This window comes from Ancylobacter sp. FA202 (assembly GCF_000380205.1).
Lineage (GTDB): Bacteria > Pseudomonadota > Alphaproteobacteria > Rhizobiales > Xanthobacteraceae > Ancylobacter.
This window is the reverse complement of sequence record NZ_KB904818.1, coordinates 1,395,203-1,415,732: the sequence shown is the minus strand read 5'-3', so window position 1 is coordinate 1,415,732 and position 20,530 is coordinate 1,395,203. Positions and strand designations below refer to the sequence as shown.

19 protein-coding genes are annotated in these 20,530 nt (G+C 67.8%); 10 read left to right on the top strand and 9 right to left on the bottom strand.

Features of this window, described 5'->3' with window-relative positions; translation table 11 throughout:
• Window positions 1–40: 40 nt before the first annotated feature.
• Window positions 41–850, bottom strand: a complete 810-nt coding sequence (locus tag A3M1_RS0106400) for an SDR family oxidoreductase (protein WP_018388127.1) — start codon at window positions 848–850, stop codon at window positions 41–43.
• Window positions 851–984: 134 nt separating this feature from the next.
• Here A3M1_RS0106400 and A3M1_RS0106395 point away from each other — a divergent pair, with 134 nt between their 5' ends.
• From A3M1_RS0106395 to uraD, 7 genes are all read left to right on the top strand, one after another.
• A complete protein-coding gene (locus A3M1_RS0106395; RefSeq protein ID WP_018388126.1) occupies window positions 985–1,473 on the top strand; it encodes an HPP family protein in 489 nt (162 codons plus the stop codon).
• The gene (locus A3M1_RS0106390; RefSeq protein WP_018388125.1) at window positions 1,473–2,060 is read left to right on the top strand and encodes a TetR/AcrR family transcriptional regulator; all 588 of its coding nucleotides are present in this window, start codon (window positions 1,473–1,475) and stop codon (window positions 2,058–2,060) included. The genes A3M1_RS0106395 and A3M1_RS0106390 overlap by 1 nt, the downstream gene beginning before the upstream one ends.
• A gap of 108 nt (window positions 2,061–2,168) precedes the next feature.
• Window positions 2,169–3,008, top strand: coding sequence for a factor-independent urate hydroxylase (pucL, locus tag A3M1_RS0106385; protein ID WP_018388124.1), 840 nt, complete (start codon window positions 2,169–2,171; stop codon window positions 3,006–3,008).
• A 33-nt stretch (window positions 3,009–3,041) separates the two neighbouring features.
• Window positions 3,042–3,866 carry an FAD binding domain-containing protein gene (locus A3M1_RS0106380; protein ID WP_018388123.1) on the top strand — a complete coding sequence of 275 codons (825 nt, stop codon included), beginning with the start codon at window positions 3,042–3,044 and terminating at the stop codon, window positions 3,864–3,866.
• The gene (locus tag A3M1_RS0106375; protein ID WP_018388122.1) at window positions 3,863–6,607 is read left to right on the top strand and encodes a molybdopterin cofactor-binding domain-containing protein; all 2,745 of its coding nucleotides are present in this window, start codon (window positions 3,863–3,865) and stop codon (window positions 6,605–6,607) included. The genes A3M1_RS0106380 and A3M1_RS0106375 overlap by 4 nt, the downstream gene beginning before the upstream one ends.
• A complete protein-coding gene (gene guaD / locus A3M1_RS0106370) occupies window positions 6,604–7,965 on the top strand; it encodes a guanine deaminase (protein WP_371258737.1) in 1,362 nt (453 codons plus the stop codon). Before A3M1_RS0106375 ends, guaD begins: the two co-directional genes overlap by 4 nt.
• Window positions 7,962–8,855: a 2-oxo-4-hydroxy-4-carboxy-5-ureidoimidazoline decarboxylase gene (gene uraD, locus A3M1_RS0106365; RefSeq protein ID WP_018388120.1), complete on the top strand. Its 894-nt coding sequence runs from the start codon at window positions 7,962–7,964 to the stop codon at window positions 8,853–8,855. Before guaD ends, uraD begins: the two co-directional genes overlap by 4 nt.
• A gap of 19 nt (window positions 8,856–8,874) precedes the next feature.
• Here uraD and A3M1_RS0106360 read toward each other — a convergent pair whose 3' ends face one another.
• The 5 genes from A3M1_RS0106360 to A3M1_RS0106340 all read right to left on the bottom strand — a co-directional run bounded on the left by A3M1_RS0106360 (window position 8,875) and on the right by A3M1_RS0106340 (window position 13,828).
• Entirely contained in the window at window positions 8,875–9,336 is a 462-nt protein-coding gene (locus tag A3M1_RS0106360; RefSeq protein ID WP_245261865.1) for a flavin reductase, read from the bottom strand.
• A 167-nt stretch (window positions 9,337–9,503) separates the two neighbouring features.
• On the bottom strand, window positions 9,504–10,817 hold the full coding sequence (locus A3M1_RS0106355; RefSeq protein ID WP_018388118.1) for an NtaA/DmoA family FMN-dependent monooxygenase: 1,314 nt from the start codon (window positions 10,815–10,817) through the stop codon (window positions 9,504–9,506).
• Window positions 10,818–10,822: 5 nt separating this feature from the next.
• Complete coding sequence (locus tag A3M1_RS0106350) at window positions 10,823–11,671, bottom strand: ABC transporter ATP-binding protein (protein ID WP_018388117.1); 849 nt, start codon at window positions 11,669–11,671, stop codon at window positions 10,823–10,825.
• A gap of 1 nt (window position 11,672) precedes the next feature.
• Window positions 11,673–12,491, bottom strand: a complete 819-nt coding sequence (locus A3M1_RS0106345) for an ABC transporter permease (protein WP_018388116.1) — start codon at window positions 12,489–12,491, stop codon at window positions 11,673–11,675.
• Window positions 12,492–12,748: 257 nt separating this feature from the next.
• Entirely contained in the window at window positions 12,749–13,828 is a 1,080-nt protein-coding gene (locus A3M1_RS0106340) for a putative urea ABC transporter substrate-binding protein (protein ID WP_018388115.1), read from the bottom strand.
• 136 nt (window positions 13,829–13,964) lie between these two features.
• Between A3M1_RS0106340 and A3M1_RS0106335 the strand changes: the two genes are divergently transcribed.
• The 3 genes from A3M1_RS0106335 to A3M1_RS0106325 all read left to right on the top strand — a co-directional run bounded on the left by A3M1_RS0106335 (window position 13,965) and on the right by A3M1_RS0106325 (window position 17,444).
• Window positions 13,965–14,588 (top strand): TetR/AcrR family transcriptional regulator, encoded by a 624-nt coding sequence (locus tag A3M1_RS0106335; protein ID WP_018388114.1) that lies wholly within the window; start codon window positions 13,965–13,967, stop codon window positions 14,586–14,588.
• 175 nt (window positions 14,589–14,763) lie between these two features.
• Window positions 14,764–15,222 carry a (2Fe-2S)-binding protein gene (locus A3M1_RS0106330; protein WP_018388113.1) on the top strand — a complete coding sequence of 153 codons (459 nt, stop codon included), beginning with the start codon at window positions 14,764–14,766 and terminating at the stop codon, window positions 15,220–15,222.
• A gap of 5 nt (window positions 15,223–15,227) precedes the next feature.
• Window positions 15,228–17,444, top strand: coding sequence for a xanthine dehydrogenase family protein molybdopterin-binding subunit (locus A3M1_RS0106325; protein ID WP_018388112.1), 2,217 nt, complete (start codon window positions 15,228–15,230; stop codon window positions 17,442–17,444).
• 74 nt (window positions 17,445–17,518) lie between these two features.
• Here A3M1_RS0106325 and A3M1_RS0106320 read toward each other — a convergent pair whose 3' ends face one another.
• The 3 genes from A3M1_RS0106320 to A3M1_RS0106310 form a co-directional block, all read right to left on the bottom strand.
• Window positions 17,519–18,964 (bottom strand): NAD-dependent succinate-semialdehyde dehydrogenase, encoded by a 1,446-nt coding sequence (locus A3M1_RS0106320; protein ID WP_018388111.1) that lies wholly within the window; start codon window positions 18,962–18,964, stop codon window positions 17,519–17,521.
• Between the two features lie 179 nt (window positions 18,965–19,143).
• Window positions 19,144–19,503 (bottom strand): DUF1428 domain-containing protein, encoded by a 360-nt coding sequence (locus tag A3M1_RS0106315; RefSeq protein ID WP_018388110.1) that lies wholly within the window; start codon window positions 19,501–19,503, stop codon window positions 19,144–19,146.
• A gap of 141 nt (window positions 19,504–19,644) precedes the next feature.
• On the bottom strand, window positions 19,645–20,424 hold the full coding sequence (locus A3M1_RS0106310) for a Bax inhibitor-1/YccA family protein (protein ID WP_018388109.1): 780 nt from the start codon (window positions 20,422–20,424) through the stop codon (window positions 19,645–19,647).
• Window positions 20,425–20,530: the final 106 nt, after the last annotated feature.

Sequence of the window (20,530 nt, the reverse complement as noted above, 5' to 3'; positions counted from 1 at the left end):
AGAGAAATCACCCGGATCGAAAAGATGCTGTGGCGACCCGCTACATTCTTACCGATTGGCCGCCATCGACGACGAGAACATGACCATTGACGAAGGAGGCTTCATCCGAGGCCAGGAACACGGCGGCCGCACCGATTTCCTCCGGCCGGCCCCAGCGGCCGAGCGGCACGCGGATATCGACAAAGGCGGAGAAGTTGGCATCGGCGACCAGGCCGGCATTGGTTTCGGTGGCGAACATGCCGGGCGCGATGGCATTGCTGGTGATCCCCGCCTTGGCATAGTCGACCGCCAGCGCGCGCATCAGCCCGCCGAGGCCGGCCTTGGCGGCGGTGTAGACCGGGTCGTGCCGGTTGGCGATGTGGGCGGCGATCGATGTGACGGTGATCAGCCGACCATGCCGGTGCGTGGCCATGTGCTCGGCCGCCTCGCGCGCCAGCAGCATCGGCCCGACGAGATCGGCCGCAAAGAGGGCTTCCACCTCGCCCGGGACGAAATCCTTCAGCGGGCGACGGTCGCGGGCGCCGACATTGTTGACCAATATGTCGAGCCGGCCGTGTTCGCCGACGAGGGCGGCGATCGCCGCGCGCCCGGCGGCGTGGTCGGCGACATCGAAGGGCGCGATGGCGACGGGGCGGCCGGTGGCGCCGGTGAGGGCCGCCGCCGCGGCCTCAAGCCGGCCGGCGTGACGGCCATTGATCACCACCCGCGCACCGGCCGCGGCGAGCGCCTTCGCCATCTCGAAGCCGAGCCCGCGCCCCGCCCCGGTGACGAGGGCGACGCGCCCGTCGAGGCGAAAGGGGCGTGCCACAGGCCCGGAGGGGGCGGAAGCGACAGGGGAAGCGGTGGTCATGGCAAACTCGGCTTGAGCGCAGGGGGAGCGTATGTTGGCCCGGCCGCCGGGCACGCGCCACCCGCTTCCGCGCTGGACAGGGTGGGGTACGGTCTGTACTGTTCGGTAAACTCTAAGCCGATTGGTACATTGATATGCGTCATTATCTCCACCGCCATCAGCCTCCGCACACGCCGCGCGCCGCCCTGCTCGCCGGCCTCGGCGCCATGATCGCCATCGGCGTCACCGGGGCGCTGAGCTTCTATGCCGGCACGCCCTTGCTCATGGTGCCGTTCGGCGCCACCAGCGTGCTGCTGTTCTCGGTGCCCAACAGCCCGCTGTCGCAGCCGGCCAATGTAGTGGGCGGCCATCTGGTGGCGACGGCGTCGGCGATCGCGCTTCACATGGTGCTGCCGGGAAACTGGTGGGCCGCCGCCTTCGCCGTCGGCGTGGCCATTTCGCTGATGGCGCTGCTGCGCATCACCCATCCGCCGGCCGGCGCCGACCCGCTGCTGGTCTTCGCCGCCGATCCGAACTGGGCGTTCCTGTTCATGCCGGTGGCCGTCGGTGCGCTGGCGATGGTGGGGATAGCGGCGCTGTTCCACCGCTTCACTGGCACGCCCTATCCGATGAAAGCGCCCTGATGGCCCGCCTCATCGCCGAGCGGCGCGATATCGTGCCCTTGCTGGGCGAGGTGTTTCGCGAGCATGGCTATGAGGGCAGCAGCCTGGCGCTGATCACCCAGCGCACTGGCCTGGGCAAGGGCAGCCTCTACCATTTCTTTCCCGGCGGAAAGGAAGAGATGGCGGCGGCGGTGCTGGCCGATATCGATGGTTGGTTCGAGCGCGAGATCTTCGCCCCGCTGGGCGAGGGTAACGGCGGGGGTGAAACCGGCGGGGCGAGTGCGAGCCTCGACGCGATGTTCACCAATGTCGATGCCTATTTCCGCTCCGGCCGGCGCAGCTGCCTTCTCGGCGCCTTCGCCCTGGGCGCTACCCGTGGACGCTTCGCGGTCATCATCGATGCCTATTTCTGGCGCTGGCAGATGGCGCTTGCGGCGGCACTGCGCCGCAACGGCCTCGCCGACGATGTGATGGAGCGGGCCGAGGAAGTCCTCATCGGCATTCAGGGCGCGATCGTGCTGGCGCAGGCACGCGAGGACGCGGAGGTATTCCGCCGCGCCCTTGCCCGCCTGCGGCAACGCTGCGGCGTTTCGGTCCCATTGGTCTAGGTGACTTCCGCGCGGCGCGCCGCGGTGCCAGACTGGCACCGGTTTCGCATGCGCAACCGTGTAGCCGACCGATCCGCCGATAAATCCGCTCCTTGGGGGACAGTGCCCATGCCGCTCATTTCCAACAGCTATGGCAAGGGCCGCGTGCGCATCATGCGGGTGCAGCGCGACAGCGCCCGCCACGAGGTGCGCGAGCTTTCCGTCCAGGCGATGCTGACCGGCGATTTCACGGCGGCCTACACGCAGGGCGACAACCGGCAGGTGATCGCCACCGATTCGATCAAGAACATCATCAACATCGTCGCCCGCGACCATGTCGGCGCGGAGAACGAGGTGTTCGCCGGCGCGCTGGCGCAGTATTTCCTCGACCGCTACCCCCATGTCGCCGGTGTCGACATTTCCGCGCACGAGACGAAATGGCGGCGGATCGACGTGGAGGGCGCCCCGCACGACCATGCCTTCGTGCTCGACGGCAACGGCAAGCCCACCGTGACGCTGGCGGCCACCCGCGAGGGCACCCGCCTCGCCTCGGGGGTCGACGGCTTCACCTTCCTCAAGACCACCCAGTCCGGCTGGGAAGACTACTGGTTCGACGAGGCGACGACACTGAAGCCGACCGCCGACCGGCTGTTCGCCACCGCCATGGAGGCGCAGTGGCTTTGGAGCGGCGTGCCGGCCAGCTATGAAGCCGCCAATGCAGCGGTGCTGGACGCGGCGCTGAAGGTGTTCGCCACCACCTACAGCCCCGGCGTGCAGGCGACGCTGTACCAGATGGGCGAGGCGGTGCTGGCCGCCGTGCCCGAGGTGGCGGAAATCTCCATGGCCTGCCCGAACAAGCATTATCTGCCGATCGACCTCTCGCCCTTCGGCCGCGCCTTTGACGGTCAGGTGTTCACCCCGACCGACGAGCCGCACGGCCAGATCGTCTGCACTGTGGGGCGCGGCTGAGCGGGCGACGGGAACGGCGACGGGGATCGGCGGATGGACCTCAACGCGGTCACGGATGTGCTGCGCCCGCGCGGGCGGGCCGAACTGCCGCCGGCGCGCGAGGGCGATGCCGTGCTCGGCGGCGGCACCTGGCTGTTCTCCGAACCGCAGCCCTCCATCCGCCGGCTGATCGACCTCGCCGGCCTCGGCTGGGAACCGCTGCGCGCCGATGCGGACGGGCTCACTCTCTCCGCCACCTGCACGATTGAGGAGCTCAACGGCTTCGAGGCGCCGATGGAGTGGCGGGCGGCCTTCCTCATCCGGGAGTGCTGCCGTGCCTTCCTCGCCTCGTTCAAGATCTGGAACATGGCGACGGTCGGCGGCAATATCTGCCTCGGCCTGCCGGCCGGACCGATGATCTCCCTTGCTGCCGCGCTTGAGGGTGAGGGCGTGCTGTGGGCGCCCGGTGGCGGCGAACGGCGGGTCAGGATCGCCGATTTCGTGCGCGGGCCGCGCGAGGTGGCATTGGCGCCCGGCGAGGTGCTGCGGGCGGTTCATCTTCCCGCTGCGGCGCTGCGCCGGCGGGCCGCCTTCCGCCGCGCCTCGCTGACCCCGCTGGGGCGTTCCGGCGTGCTGCTGATCGGCACCCACGATACGGACGGCACCTTTGTTCTCACCATTACTGCGTCGACCCGCCGGCCGGTGCGACTGGCGTTTGCCGGAGTGCCCGATTCCAACGCGCTCGCCGCCGGGCTGGCGGCGACCATCCCCGAGCCCCTCTATTATGACGACATGCACGGCCGCCCCGACTGGCGCCGCCACATGACCGCTTTGCTGGCGGGGGAAATCCGCGACGAACTGGCGGAGGAAGGCGCGTGAGGCTCACCGTCAATGGCCGCGCCTTTGATACTGAAGCTCGTCCCGGCCAGTGCCTGCGCACCCTGCTGCGGGAACTGGGCTGGTTCGGGGTGAAGAAGGGCTGCGACGCCGGCGATTGCGGCGCCTGCACGGTGCATCTCGACGGGCGGCCGGTGCACAGCTGCATCACCCCCGCCTTCCGCGCCGAGGGGCGGGTCGTCACCACCATCGAGGGGCTGGCCGGCACGGCTGCAGGGGAGGGCCTGCACCCGATGCAGGACGCCTTCCTCAAGGCGCAGGGCTTCCAGTGCGGCTTCTGCACCGCCGGCATGGTGATGACTTCGGCCGCGCTCGACCAGGGGCAGCGCGCGGACCTGCCCGATGCGCTCAAGGGCAATCTCTGCCGCTGCACCGGCTATGCCGCCATCGCCGATGCGGTGGGCGGCGTGGTGACGGTGGAGGCCGACGCGCAGGAGGGCCGCGTCGGCCGCAGTGTTCCGGCGCCGGCGGGGCCGGCCATCGTGACCGGCGCCGCGCGCTACACCATGGATGTCGCGCCGGAGGGGGAGCTGGCGGGGCTGCTGCACATGAAGCTGCTGCGCTCACCGCACCCGCATGCGCGCCTCCGCGCCATCGAGACTTCGCCCGCGCTCGCTTTGCCCGGCGTCGTCGCGGTGCTGACCCATAAGGATGCGCCCCACCGGCTGTTCTCCACCGCGCGCCATCACCACGCCACCGACGATGTCGACGACACCCGCGTGCTCGACGATGTGGTGCGCCATATCGGCCAGCGCGTGGCCGCCGTGGTGGCGGTGAGCGAAGCCGCGGCCGAGGCGGCATGCGCGGCGATCCGGGTCGACTATGAGCTTCTGCCGGCGGTGTTCGACCCTGAAGAGGCGATGGCGCCCGGTGCGCCGCTGGTGCATGGCGAGAAGGGGCCGGACAGCCGCATCGCCGACCCCTCGCGCAACATCGTCGCGGCGCTGTCCGGCGAGGTGGGGGATATCGCCGCCGGCTTCGGCGAGGCCGATGTGATCCACGAGGCGACCTATGAGAGCCAGCGTGTGCAGCACGCGCATCTGGAAACCCATGGCTGCATCGGCTGGCGCGATGGTGAGGGGCGACTGGTGATCCGCAGCTCCACCCAGACGCCGTTTCTCACCCGCGACGCGCTGGCCGCGCTCTACGATCTGCCGCGCGAGGGCGTGCGCGTCTTCGCCGCGCGGGTGGGCGGCGGCTTCGGCGGCAAGCAGGAAATGCTGACCGAGGATATCGTAGCGCTCGCCGTGCTGAAGACCGGGCGGCCGGTGAAGCTGGAATATACCCGCGCCGAGCAATTCGCCGCCTCCACCAGCCGCCACCCGATGAAGGTGACGGTGAAGCTCGGCGCGACGCGGGACGGGCGGCTGACCGCCTTTTCCATGCGGATGCTGCTGAACACCGGCGCCTATGGCAACCATGCCACCGGCGTGCTTTTCCACGGTTCGGGCGAGAGCGTCGCGCTTTATCGCTGCCCGAACAAGAAGGTGGAGGGCTGGTCGGTCTATACAAATTCCCTGCCGAGCGGCGCCTTTCGCGGTTATGGTCTGAGCCAGACCATCTTCGCGGTGGAATCGGCCATGGACGAGCTGGCGCACAAGCTCGGCCTGGACCCCGTCGCGCTGCGCCGGCTGAACATGGTGCGGCCGGGCGAGGCGATGGTGTCCTCCGGCGCGCCGCATCACGATGTGGAAATGGGCAGCTACGGGCTCGACCAGTGCCTCGACCGGGTAGAGGCGGCGCTGACGACGCCCACGCCCACGCCCACGCCCTCACCCTCGCGGCTTGGCGCCGACTGGCGTGTGGGGCGGGGCCTCGCTGCGGCGATGATCGACACCATTCCCCCGCGGGGCCATGTCGCGCAGACGCGGCTGACGCTGATGCCCGACGGCACCTACGAACTTCTCACCGGCACTGCGGAATTCGGCAACGGCACCACGACCGTGCATGTGCAGATCGCCGCGACGCTGCTCGGCGCCCGGCCGGAGCAGATTTTGGTGCGCCAGTCCGACACCGCCCATGTCGAGCACGACACCGGCGCCTATGGCTCGACCGGCACGGTGGTGGCGGGCGCGGCGACGCAGGCGGCCGCCAAGGCTCTGGCGGGGATGATCCGGGAGGCCGCCGCCGGCCTTCTGGGCGTGGCAGCCGGGGATTGCCGGATCGAGGGCGAGGCCGTGGTGGCGGGGGAGAAGCGGATCGCGCTCGCCGCTCTGGCGCCGCTGGAGGCTGTGGGCGATGCCTCGGGCACGCCGCGCTCGGTCGCCTTCAACGTGCAGGGTTTTGAAGTGGCGGTGCATGCCCGCACAGGCGAGATCCGCATCCTGCGCTCGGTGCATGGCGCGGATGCCGGCACGGTGGTCAACCCCATGCAGTGCCGGGGGCAGGTGGAGGGCGGGGTGGCGCAGGCGATCGGCGCGGCGCTCTATGAGCGGCTGATGATGGATGGGCAGGGCGCGGTGACCAATCCCAGCTTTCGCGGCTACCACATTCCCGCCTTCGCCGATGTGCCGCGCACGGACGTTTTCTTTGCCGATACGCATGATTGCATCGGCCCGATGGGGGCGAAGTCGATGAGCGAGAGCCCGTTCAACCCGGTGGCGGCGGCGCTGGCCAACGCGATTTTCAACGCCACCGGCGTGCGGCTGCGGGCCACGCCGTTCATGGCCGACGAGCTCTATGCGCGGCTGCCCTCGCACGCTGCAAAGGACGCCACACCATGAGCATGCCGGGCCGAACAATGGCGCTGCGCGGGCCCGCGGCGACGCTAGCGGGTAATCCGTTCGAGCAGCCCTCGCGCGGCTGCCTGGAGTATCATGACGACGCGATTGTCGTGATCGAGGGTGGGCTCATCACCGCCTTCGGCCCCTATGCCGAGCTGAAGAACGCGCTGCCCGCCGGCATCGAGGTCACGCATTACCCCGACCACCTCATCCTTCCCGGCTTGATCGACGCGCATGTGCATTACCCGCAGATGCAGGTGATCGGCGCCTTCGGCACGCAATTGCTGGAATGGCTGGAGACCTACACCTTCCCCGCCGAGATGAGCTTCGCCGATGCCGGCCATGCCCGCCGGGTGGCGCATCTGTTCCTGCGCGAATTGCTGCGCGCCGGCACCACCACGGCGATGGTTTACTGCACCGTGCACCCGCAATCGGTGGACGCCTTCTTCCAGGAGGCGGCACGGTTCGACGCCCGGATGATCGCCGGCAAAGTACTGATGGACCGTCACGCGCCGGCCGGCCTGCTCGACACCGCCCAGCGCGGCTATGATGAAAGCCTCGCGCTAATCGAGCGCTGGCATGGGCGCGGGCGGGCGCTCTATTGCGTTACGCCGCGTTTCGCGCCCACTTCGACCGAGGCCCAGCTCGACGCCGCCGGGGCGCTGCTGAAGACCCGCGACGGGCTCTTCCTGCAGACGCATCTGTGCGAGAACCCGGCCGAGATCGAATGGGTGCGCGAACTGTTCCCCGCCCGTGCCTCCTATCTCGATGTCTATGCCCATGCCGGGCTGGTGGGGCCGCGCTCCATGTTCGGCCATGGCATCCATTTGCATGAGGGCGATTTCTGCACCTGCCATCAGGCCGGGGCGGCGCTGGCGCATTGCCCGACCTCGAACCTGTTTCTGGGCAGCGGCCTGTTTCGGCTGTTCGACGCGGTCGATCCGCGCCGGCCGGTGATGGTGGGGCTCGGCACCGATGTGGGAGGCGGCACCTCGCTCTCGCAATTGCAGACGCTGAACGAGGCCTACAAGGTGGCGGCGATGGTCGGCCATAAGCTTGACGCGGTGCAGGGCTTCTATCTCGCCACGCTTGGCGGGGCGCGGGCGCTGGGGCTGGACGACAGGATCGGCCGGCTGGCGCCGGGCTTGGAGGCCGATATCTGCGTGCTCGACCCGAAGGCGACGCCGTTCATGGAATTCCGTGCCGGCTATTGCGCCTCGATCGAGGAATTGCTGTTCCTTCTGATGACGCTGGGCGACGACCGGGCGGTGCGCGCCACCTATATCGCCGGGCGCTGCGTCTATGATCGCGACCGGCCCGGCGACCCGTTCCAGCCAGCGGTGACAAGCGAGGAGTGACCGTGCACGAGCCCCTTTCCCTCGACGCCTTGAACGCCCTCGACCGGGATGGCTTCATCGCCGCGCTGGACGGCATTTTCGAGCATGCGCCATGGGTAGCGGCGGCCGCTTTCGCCCATGCGCCGTTCGACACGGTCTCAGCGCTGCATGAGGCGCTGATGGCTGTCGTGTGGGCGCGGCCGGAGGCGGAGCGGGTCGCCTTCGTGGCTGCGCATCCCGATCTCGCCGGCAAGGCGGCGCGGGCGGGCGACATCGCTCCCGCCTCGGTGGCGGAGCAGGCGGGGCTGGGGCTCGACCGGCTGTCGGACGAGGAATTCGCGCGGTTCGAGCGGCTGAACGCCGCTTATCGCGCCCGCTTCGGCTTTCCCTTCGTCATCTGCGTGCGGCGGCAGACCCGCGATGCGCTGCTCGACGCTTTCGAGGCGCGGCTGCTGCAGGGGCGGGAAGCGGAACTCGCCTCGGCGCTGGTCGAGATCGGCCATATCACCGCGCTGCGGCTGGTGGAGCGGGTGCAGGGGCCGGGCCTGCCAAAGGTGCATGGGCGGCTGTCCACCCATGTGCTCGACACCCACAAGGGCGGGCCGGCGCAGGGCGTGCGGGTGGAACTGTTCGAGGTGGGGGCGAGCGCGCGGGCCTTGTTGGCGGAAGCCACGACCAATGCGGACGGGCGCACCGACGCGCCGCTGATCTCGGGCGCGCCGCTGCGGGCGGGGCGCTACGAGCTGGTGTTCCATATCGGCGCCTATTTCACCGCGCGCGGCCTCGACCTGCCCGGCCCGGCCTTCCTCGACACGGTGCCGCTCCGCTTCGGCATCGCCGAACCGGAAGGGCACTATCATGTGCCGCTGGTGGTGACGCCGTGGAGCTATTCCACCTATCGCGGCAGCTGAGGCGCGCGCACGGGGCGCGTCAGTCGTCGGTGGGTCCGGACAGCGTGTGGTAGCGGCGGCTGTAATAGATCAGGCTCTCATTCGAGCCGCCTTCGGCGACGCCGACCACCTCGCAGAACAGCACATTATGGGTGCCGACCTCGACCGTGCGGACGATGCGGCAATCGAAGGCGACCACCGCCCCGACCAGCATCGGCGCGCCGGTGGCCGCCACGCGCCAGGTGCCGCTGGCAAAGCGCTCCTCCGGCGGGGTGCGGCCGCCGAACAGGTTGGACAGCGGCTCATGCCCCGCCGCCAGCGTGTTGATGCAGACGACGCCATTGGCATGTACCGGGCCGGCCGCCGAGGAGCCCTTGTTGAGGCAGACCAGCAGGGTCGGCGGGCTGTCGGTGACGGAGCACACCGCCGAGGCGGTGAAGCCGTGGCGCCCGCCCGGCCCGTCTGTCGTGACGATGTTCACCGCCGCGCCCAGGCGCGCCATGGCGTTGCGAAAGCCCTCCCGCGTGACGGCGGGAGGTGTGGTGGCGGGAGCGCCGTCGAGCGGCGAGCACGGGGGGGGCATGCCCTTCTCCTTCTGCCGGAGCCTTGCCGGCGCTGATGCGGGGCGCGGCGTGCCGCGCCCTTGGTTCGCGGATGTGGGATCGCCGATCAGAACTCGCGCAGATTGTCGCGGAGCAGCTGGTGCTTGTATTCGGTGCGGGTGAGGCCGCGCCTCTGCAGTTCCGGCACCAGCCCGTCGCAGATTTCGGTGATGTAGCGGCGGGAGACGCGCAGCACTGGTGTGGTGATGAGGAAGCCGTCGCCGCCGACCTCTTCCATCGCCTCGCCCATCTTCTGCGCCACCTGCGCCGGCGTACCGATGAGTTCCAGCGAAGAGACGAGGCCGCCGCCGCCATCGGCCGCCAGCTGGCGCAGCGTCTTGCCGGAGCCCCATTGCTGGAACTTGTCGAGCGTGCCGGATTCGCCATTGGTGACGAGCTTTTCCGGTAGCGGCTGGTCGAGGTCGAACTGGGCGAAGTCGATCTCGGTGATGGCCGAAATAGAGATCAGCACGTCATTGGCGAAATTGTCGGACAAGGTCACGCGGTCGAAGCGGGCGCGGGCTTCCTCCTCGGTCTCGCCGAGGCTCGGCGTGATGCAGAAGAACACCTTGATCTCGTCGGGGTCGCGACCGATGGCGGCGGCGCGGGCGCGGATGTCGGCGCGGAACGCCTTCATGCCCTCGACCCCATTGGCCACCGAGACGATGGCGTCGGCATAGCGGGCGGCGAAGTCGCGCCCACGCGGCGAGGCGCCGGCCTGCAGATAGACCGGGCGGCGCTGCGGCGAGGGCACGGTGTTGAGCGGGCCGCGCACCTGGTAATAGGTGCCCTTGTGGTCGATGGTGTGGACCTTGGAGCCGTCGGCATAGATGCCATTGGCGCGGTCGAGCACCACGGCGTCCGGCTCCCAGCTGTTGAACAGCTTGTCGCAGACTTCCATGTATTCCTCGGCCATGGCGTAGCGGTCCTCGCGCGGAGGCAGCTTGTCCATGCCGAAATTCTTCGCCATCAGGTCCTCGGCCGAGGTGACGACGTTCCAGCCGAAACGGCCCTTGGTGAGGCTGTCGATGGTCGAGCACAGCCGCGCCAGCATGAAGGGCGGGTAGGCCATAGTGGAGAGCGTCGCCACCACGCCGAGATGCTTGGTCGCCATGCCCATCGCCACAGCCAGCGGCGCGGGATCGGCCTTCGGCACCATCATGGCGTGCTTGAGCGAGAGGTCGCGCGAGCCGCCGAAGGTCTCGGGCACCATCAGCTTGTCCTCGATCATGATGAGATCGAAGCAGGCGCGTTCCATGGCCTGGGCCATTTCGATGTAGAACTGGCCGTCCCATGGATTGCCGCCCTGGCCGAACGGCTCGCGCCATTCGTCGGGCGTGAAGTTCATGAACCAGGCGAGATGGAAGCGCTTGTCGGCCATTGCTGTCAGTCCTTCACTAAAGCGGTCTCGAATGCCGGGACGGCCGGGGCGCCCACGGCGGGGGATGTGCCGGCGAGGAGGGCGAGGCGGACCTTTTCGCGCTCCGCCTCAAAGGCCCTGGATTCGCGCACGCTGCGGCACTTGGCTTCGAAATCGGAGACGATGGTGGCGCCGAAGCGCTCGGGCGCCTGCGGGTCGTTGCGCCGGCGGTCGACGGCGATGACGCGGGTGCCGAGCAGGAAGGCCTCGGGCAGGTCATGCGTGACCATGACGATGGTCATGCGGTTTTCTTCCCACAGCTCGCCGACCAGCTCGTGCATCGACTTGCGGGTGCCGGGATCGAGCGCGCCGAAGGGCTCGTCGAGCAGCAGCACTTTCGGCTTCATGATCAGTGCCTGCGCCAAAGCGAGGCGCTGCTGCATGCCGCCGGACAGCTGGGCGGGGTATTTATGCGCGTGCTCGCCGAGGCCGACGCGGGTGAGCAGCGCCATGGCGCGCTCTTCCAGCGCCCTGCGGCGGGCGCCGAAGAAACGGCCGAGCAAGGGCGCGCCGGCCCATTGCGGCCCCATCATCACATTGCCCAGCACAGTGCGGTGCGGAAACACCGAATAGCGCTGGAACACCACGCCCCGGTCGGCGGTGGGCTCGGTGGCGATCGGCTCGCCGTCGAGGAGGATTCGCCCGCGCGTCGGTTGCTCCTGCGACAGCAGCATGCGCAGCAGCGTGGTCTTGCCGACCCCGGAGGGGCCGATGATGACGAGGAATTCGTGGTCGGCCAGCGACAGGTTCACCTGTTCCAGCACGACCCGCTCGTCATATTCCTTCCAGACATTCTCGAAGCGGATGGTGGTCATGTCAGGTCGCCTTTATCTGGTCCCAGGGATAGGCGGCCACCGCGAGCCGGCGCAGCGCGTAATCCATGAGAAAGGCGAGAAGGGTGATCCAGATCACGTAGGGAAGGATCACGTCCATGGCGAGGTAGCGACGCACCAGGAAGATGCGGTAGCCAAGCCCGCCCTCGGAGGTGATGGCCTCCGCCGCGATGACGAACAGCCAGGCGGCGCCGAGCGAAAGGCGCACGGAGTCAATGAGGCGCGGCATCACCTGCGGCAGCACCACGCCCACGATCATCTGCCAGGTCGAGGCGCCGAGCGTCTGCGCCTTGATGATCTGCTCGGCGGGAATGGCGGACACCCGCAGCATCACGTCTCGGATGATGAAGGGCGCGATGCCGAACACGATCAGAACGATCTTGGAGGCTTCGCCGAGGCCGAACAGGATGAACAGGATCGGCAGCACGGCGAGCGGCGGGATCAGCGAAAAAGCGGCGAAGAACGGCTCGAAGGTGGCGCGCAGATAGGGCACGAAGCCGACAATGATCCCGAGCACCAGGCCGAGCAGGGCGGAGATGCCGAGCCCGAGAAACAGCCGCTGCAGGCTGAGCCAGGTGTCCCACCACAGCAGATATTGGCTGGTGGCCCGGTCGATCGTCGTCGCCATCCGCACCATGGTGGTCCAGAAGCTGGCGAAGCTCGGCATCAGCTTGTCCGCCGGCTCCACCGCGAGGCGCGCATTGGAGGCGAGGATGTAGATCGCCAGCACCGCGACGAAGGGCAGCAAGGCGAGGATGAGCCGGACGCCGGGACGTGGCGCGTAATTGATGATGCGGCGCATGGGGGGCCTTTCGGTTGCGATCGTCATCCCGGGGGCTGAACCTCGTCCCGCGATGACCGTCATCCTGAGGTGCCCGACCGGAGGGCGGGTCTCGAAGGATGTTCAGGCACGTGACATCCCATCCTTCGAGGCTCGCTTCGCTCGCACCTCAGGATGACGGCGCTTTGCAGCAGTCTCCCAGGCTTCGCCGGAGCGTCCCCTGTGCCCCGGATCGGCGCGGCGCGGTGCGCCGCTTGTCCGGGGCGCAGGTCGCGGTCTCACAGCTTCCCGTCGACCGCGTCCTTGGTGAAGCTGGCATTGACCCGCATCTTGATGTTGGCCTTGTCGCCCAGCACCGTGCCATCGGCGACTTCGATGCCGATGGTGTCGACGCTGGTAGCGCCCTGGCCGAACAGGCCCTGCTGGAAGCAGAAGGTGCGGATGTTGTCCCAGATCTTGGCGTTATCGGCCGAGGTGAGGAAGGCCAGCGCATCGGCCGGGGTGTAGAAGAAGTGGGTGGTGTCGAGCTGCGCCTGCAGGCCGCCGGCATCGGTGCCCATGGCGCTGGTCATGACCGCGCGCATCTCCTCGGCGGGGGCGCCGCCGGCCTTGAGGATGCCCAGCGCCTCATACCAGGCGCCGACCACGGCCTTGGCGAAATCCGGGTTGTCCTTGATGTTCTGGGTGTTGCCGATGAACACGTCCATGATCTCGCCGGGGATCTTGGAGCTGTCGAACAGATTGGTGGCGCCCTTGACCTTGAGCATGTCCTCGGTCAGCGGCTTCCACGAGACGGCGTGCTTCATCTCGTCCTGCGAGATGAAGGCGGCGGAGATTTCCGAATCCGAGATGTTCACCGTCTTGGCGGCGGTGGGATCATCGATGCCGGCGAGCTGCAGGCCGCGGTTCAGCAGATAGTGCGAGACGCTGTACTGCAGCAGGTACACGTCCTGGCCCGCCAGTTCCTTCACGTCCTTGGCGGTCTTGGAGACGACGATGTCGTTGCCGTCGGAATAGTCGGTGATCAGGACGATGGAGGTGTCGACGCCGCCAGCGGCCGGCATGGTAAGGCCGTCCATTGAGGCGACGCCGACCGCGTCGATCTCGCCGGCGATGAACTGGTTGATGGAGCCGACATAGTCATTGGCCTGAATGACCTCGACCTCGATGCCATATTTGTCGGCCCACTTCTTCATGATGCCGGAGGACTTCATGTAGGCGAAGGGCATGAAGCCGATATAGACGGTGTAGGCGACCTTGAAACTCTTCTTCGGCGCGGCTTGCGCCGCAGGCGCTCCCGCAAGGACGGCGGCGGTGAGGCTGGCGAGGACGGCTGCAGCCCTGATTATGCGCTTCATGAGGAGTGGCTCCGGTCGCTGAAATGGCTGGACCGGGCTATTAAACGGTGACTTAATATCGTGTGCAAGCCCAACAAATGGGCACGCCTAGCATATGAGCAAGGCAGAAAATTCCGTAAAAATACGGAGGAAACCGATGACGGCCCGCACCGCGCGCAAGCGCCTCCAGCCCGCCGAGCGGCGGGGGATGATCCTCGAAGAAGCCTTGCGGCTGTTCGCGACGCGCCATTTCTCTGTCGTGACGGTGCGGGACATCGCGCTGGTCTGCGACATCAATGTCGGGCTGCTCTACCACTATTTCGACAACAAGGACGATCTGGTGCGGCGCGCCCTTGGGCACGCGATCGAGCAACTCATGGCCGGCTATGAGGCGCGCCGTGCCGACGGGGCGGAGCCGCTGGAGGAGATTCTCGCCTGGCTCGACATTCATATGGAGCTGGCGCCCATCCTCGCGCAGATGGTGAAGCTGATGGCGGATTATGCCAGCTCGGGCCTGCGCGATGACGAGCTCGACGCCCTGATCGCCGGCTTCTATGGCCGCGAGAAGCAGCTGCTGGAGGGCGCGCTGGCGCGCGGGGTGGCGAGCGGCCGGTTCGCTTCCGTCGACATTGCCCGCACCGCGCGCCGCATCGGCCTGATGCTTGACGGCATCTTCTACGCTTCCGCCAGCCGGGGCGACGACCGCATCGTCGATGACATCGCCGATCTCGCCGATTTCGTGCGCGACCTGCTCGGCTTGCGCACCGAGGTGGTGGCGTAGGCAGAGAGTTGCGCCCTGAGGTTGCGCGGGCATCACGGAACGGTGATTAGATGATGGCCATCATGAAGCGTTAGCCTCCGCGCGGGAGCGCAGACATCACGGCTTGCCGTCGCCGGGAGGCGGGGGTGAGCCTATGCCGTTGCGCGTCCTCATCCCCGGGAAGGAGAGGGCGGACATGAAATTCACACTCAACGGACGCGAACAAACGCTCGACGCTGATGGCGACATGCCGCTGCTCTGGGCGCTTCGCGACATTGCCGGGCTGACCGGCACCAAGTTCGGCTGCGGCGCCGCCCTGTGTGGCGCCTGCACGGTGCATGTCGACGGCGCGCCGGTGCGCTCGTGCCAGACCTTCGTTTCCGATGTCGAGGGCAAGAACATCACCACAATCGAGGGCGTCGCCGCCACCGGCAAGGTCGGCGAGGCCGTGGTGGAGGCGTGGCGCACGCTCGACGTGGTGCAATGCGGCTATTGCCAGCCCGGCCAGATCATGTCGGCAGTGGGGCTGCTCAGCGAGAACCGCACGCCGACCGACGACGACATCGACGCCGCCATGGACGGCAATGTCTGCCGCTGCGCCACCTATCAGCGCATCCGCGCCGCCATCCACGAAGCCGCCTCCAACCTCGCGTGAGCGCCATGCACCTCATCACACCCGACCACTACCGGCAGATGCTGGCGGGCATGGGCACGCCGCTCGCCGCTTCCCGTCGCAATTTCCTCAAGGGCCTCGGTGCCGCCGGCGGTGCGCTGGTGATCGGCCTGCATCTCGGCCCGCGCCTGGCGTTGGCGGAAGAGGCCGCCGCCCCCGCCGCCCCACCAATGCCGAACGCCTTTGTGCGGATCGCCCCCGACAACACGGTGACGGTGCTGATCAAGCATGTCGACATGGGCCAAGGCGTCACCACCGGCCTGCCGACCATCGTCGCCGAAGAGCTCGACGCCGACTGGAGCCAGATGCGGACCGCCTTCGCCCCGGCCGACGCCAAGCTCTACAACAACCTCGCCTTCGGCCCGGTGCAGGGCACGGGTGGCTCCACCTCGGTCGCCAATAGCTGGGACCAGTTGCGTCGGGCGGGCGCCGCCGCGCGCGCCATGCTGGTCGAGGCTGCGGCCAAGCAGTGGGGCGTGGCGCCGTCGACCGTCACGGTCAAGAAGGGCGTTCTGAAAAGCGGCAGCCATTCCGGCATCTTTGGCGAGTTCGCGGAAGCGGCCGCCAGGCTGCCGGTGCCGGCCGAGGTGACGCTGAAGCAGCCGAAGGACTTCACGCTGATCGGCACAAGGCTGCCGCGCCTCGATTCCACCGTGAAGACCGACGGCACCGCGACCTATGCGCTCGACATGCGCCGGCCGGGCATGCTGACCGCCGTGGTCCGCCGGCCCGACCGTTTCGGCGCCACGGTGAAGAGCTTCGACGCGGCGGCGGCCAAGAAGGTGCCTGGTGTGGTCGAGGTGGTGGCGGTGCCCTCCGGCGTCGCCGTGCTCGCCACCAACACCTGGGCGGCGATCCAGGGCCGCGAGGCGCTCGCCTCGCTCGAATGGGACGAGGCCAAAGCCGAAAAACGCGGCACCGCCGAACTGTTCGATGAATACCGCAAGCTGGCGGCGTCGCCGGGCCTGCCCGCCGCGCGCCGCGGCGACGCTGCCAAGGGATTGGCGGGCGCGGCCAAGGCCATTGAGGCGGAATTCGCCTTCCCCTATCTCGCCCATGCGCCAATGGAGCCGCTGAACTGCGTGATCGAGAAGACCGGCGAGGGCGTCACCATCTGGACCGGCTCGCAGTTCCAGACCATCGAGCAGGCGGTCACCGCCGGCATTCTCGGTGTGAAGCCCGAGCAGGTGAAGATCGAGTCGCTCTATGCCGGCGGCTCTTTCGGGCGCCGCGCCACTGTCACGGCGGACTATGTCGCCGAGGCCGCCACCATCCTCAAGGCGATCGACGGCCGGGCGCCGGTGCATCTGATCTGGACTCGCGAGGACGACATCAAGGGCGGCTATTACCGCCCGATGTTCTATCACAAGGTGCGTGCGGGGCTGACGGCCGACGGCAGAATCGCCGGCTGGGAGCAGCAGATCGTCGGCCAGTCCTTCATGGCCGGCACGCCTTTCGAGGCGTTCGCGATCAAGGAGGGGGTGGACGGCACCTCGGTGGAAGGTGCCTCCGACACCAATTACGACATCGGCAATTTCGCGGTGGACCTGCACTCGCCGAAGGTCGCGGTGCCGACCCTGTGGTGGCGCTCGGTTGGCCACACCCACACCGCCCATGTGGTGGAGGTGATGATCGACGAACTCGCCCGGGCGGCCGATCGGGATCCCGTCGAATTCCGGCTGGAGCTGCTGAAGGACAAGCCGCGCCATGCCGCCGTGCTGAAGTTGCTGGCGGAGAAGGCCAGTTGGGGCGCGAAGGCCGGGCCCGGCAAGGGGCGCGGCGTGGCGCTGCATGAGAGCTTCAACACCGTGGTCGGCAGTGTCATCGACATTTCCGTGGTCGACAGCAAGATCAAGGTCGAGCGCGTCGTCTGCGCGGTCGATTGCGGCATCGCCATCAACCCGGACGTGATCGCGGCGCAGATCGAGGGTGGCGTCGGCTTCGGCCTTGGCGCGGCGCTGCATGACGAGATCACGCTCGAGGACGGCGTGGTCGAGCAGGCCAATTTCGACACCTATGTGCCGCTGCGCATGTCGGAAATGCCCAAAGTCGAGGTGCATATCCTGCCCTCCGCCAATGCGCCGACCGGCATTGGCGAGCCGGGCGTGCCCGGGGTGGCGCCGGCGCTCTCCAACGCCATTTTTGATGCCACCGGCCAGAGACTGCGCTCGCTGCCCTTCCGGTTGGAGGACTTCAAGGCCTGACGGGCGCGCCCTTTCGACATATGAAAAGGCCGGTCGCGAGACCGGCCTTTTTGCTGAAGCGTTAGTTTGCCGGCTTACAGGCCGCCGACGCAGACATATTTCACGTCGAGATATTCCTCGATGCCGTATTTCGAGCCTTCGCGGCCGATGCCGGATTCCTTCACCCCGCCGAAAGGTGCCACTTCCGTGGTGATGACGCCGGCATTGATGCCGACCTGACCGTAGCGCAGATTCTCCGAGACGCGGAAGGCGCGGGAGAGGTCGCGCGTGTAGAAATAGCAGGCGAGGCCGAATTCGGTGTCGTTGGCGAGGCGCACCGCCTCCTCCTCGGTCTCGAAGCGGAACACCGGGGCGACCGGGCCGAAGATCTCCTCGCGGGCGAAGTTCATCTCGGACGTGGCGTCGGCGATGACGGTCGGCTCGAAGAACTGGCCGCCCAGATCATGGCGCTTGCCGCCGGTGACGAGCCGGCCGCCCTTGGCTAGCGCGTCGGCAACGAAGCTCGCGGTCTTGGCCACCGCCTTGTCGTCGATCAGCGGGCCCTGCACCACGCCCTCCTCAAGGCCCGGCCCGACCTTGAGCTTGGCCGAGGCGGCGGCGAGCTTCTCGACGAAAGCGTCATAGATGCCGGCTTGGGCATAGAAGCGGTTGGCGCAGACGCAGGTCTGGCCGGAATTGCGGTATTTCGAGCCGATCGCGCCCTCCACCGCCTTGTCGAGATCGGCATCGTCGAAAATGAGGAAGGGAGCGTTGCCGCCCAGCTCCATCGACACGCGCTTCACCGTGTCGGCGGCCTGCTTGATCAGCATCTTGCCGATGGGGGTGGAGCCGGTGAAGGTGATCTTGCGGACAGTGGGGTTGGAGGTCATCTCGCCGCCAATGGCCGAGGCCGAGCCGGTGAGAATGTTCACGACACCCTTGGGATAGCCCGCCTGTTCGCACAGCACGCCCCAGGCGAGGCCGGAATAGGGGGTCTGCGTCGCCGGCTTCATCACCGAGGTGCAGCCGGTGGCCAGCGCCGGGCCGATCTTGCGCGCCGCCATGGAGGAGGGGAAGTTCCACGGTGTGATGGCCGCCACGACGCCGACCGCCTGCTTGGTGACGAGAATGCGCCGCTCGCCCCAGGGGGAGGGAATGACGTCGCCATAGACGCGCCGGGCTTCTTCCGAGAACCAAAGCACATAGGCGGCGCTGGCGCCCACCTCGCCCATGGATTCCGCCAGCGGCTTGCCCTGCTCGATGGTGAGGAGTTCCGCCAGCGCCCGCTGATTGTCCATGATGGCGGCGTGCAGGCGCCGCAGCAGCTTGGCGCGCTCGTCCGCCGTGGTGCGCGAGAAGGTCTCGAATGCCTTCTCGGCGGCGGCGATGGCGCGGCGGGTCTCGTCCGTACCGGCATTCGGCACAGTGCCGATCACCTCGCCGGTGGCCGGGTTGGTGACGTCGATCGTGCCGCCGCCATCGGCGCCCACCCATTCGCCGCCGATGAGGTTCGCGTCGCGTTTGAAATCCGCCCAGTTCATGGGTTCGCCTCTCCATCAGGGGGAGACTGATTCTCCGATCAGGCGGACGACCTGACCGGATCAGGCTCCCGGGGCGCAGCCCTCCTGGCCGGCGCCGGCCAAGGCTATGTAGCGCCCGGCCGGCATGACGACAATCGCCGGGACGGTCACATCGGTTGTGAGGTGGCGGGCAGAGGGGGCTACCCCTTGTGCAGGTCGAGCAGCGGGGCGAAGCCGCCGAAAATCATGCGCTGCCCGTCAAAGGGCATGTCGGTCGCCTCCTTCAGCCGCGCATCTTCCATGAAGCTCTTCATGCCGGCGTCGCGCGCCTCACGCGAGGGCCACTCGATCCAGGAAAACACGACAGTCTCCTCGGGCGTCGCCTTCACGGCCATGCGAAAGTCGGTGACCTTACCTTCTGGAACGTCGTCGCCCCAGGTTTCGACCAGACGCAGCGCGCCATGATCGAAGAAGATCGGCGCGGCCTTCTCGGCCACGGCGCGGTAGGCATCCTTGTTGGCGGTCGGCACGGCGATGACGAATCCGTCGATATAGCTCATGGCTTCCTCCTCATTCGGCCCGGGCAGGCACGCAGCCTAACCCCATTCCGTTGGGGAGGCGCGGTATGCCGGCCGGGAGCGCAAACGAAAAAGCCCCGGCGCGGGGCCGGGGCTTTCGTATCAGAGGAGCAATGCGGCAGCTCAGTTGTTCCGGTTGCCGAACAACTGCAGCAGCATCAGGAACATATTGATGAAGTCGAGATAGAGCGTCAGCGCGCCCATGATCGCCTTGCGGCCGGCCACCACGTCATCGTCGCCGGCGAAGTACATTTCCTTGATGCGCTGGGTGTCGTAGGCGGTGAGGCCCGCGAACACCAGCACGCCCGCCACCGAGATGATGAACTGCAGCATGGTGGAGCCGAGGAAGATGTTCACCACCATCGCGACCAGGATGCCGATCAGGCCCATGATCAGGAACGAGCCGAGGCCCGACAGGCTGCGCGAAGTGGTGTAGCCATAGAGGCTGAGGCCACCAAACGCCGCCGCGGTGATGAAGAACACCCGGACGATGCTCTCATGCGTGTAGACCAGGAAGATGCTGGCCAGCGACACGCCGACAAGCGCGGCATAGACCCAGAAGATGGTCTGCGCCACGCCGACGCTCAGCCGGTCGACCCGGAAACTGAGGAACAGCACGGCGGCCAGCGGCGCGAACATCACCACATAGCGCAGCGGGCTGCCGAACAGCGTCGCGCCAAACTCGGTGAGGTAGATGCCGGCGAACTGGTAGGGCGTCGCCACGTCGGAGACGGCGAGCATGTAGATGCCCAGCGCCGCCGCGCCAGTGATGGCGAGGCCGAGCGTCATATAGTTGTAGACGCGCAGCATGTAGGCGCGCAGGCCCTGGTCGATGTCGGCCTGCGTCCGGGCCGCGGTCGCCCCGAAGCGCGGCACGGAGACGTTGCGGTTAAAGTCGGACATGGTCGAATCCTCTCGCGAAATCCCTTCACCCACGCCGCCACCGGCACTCCGCCGGGGAGCGTGGATCCTTGCGCTGAATATGAGGGCGGCACGGGCCTGCCGCAAG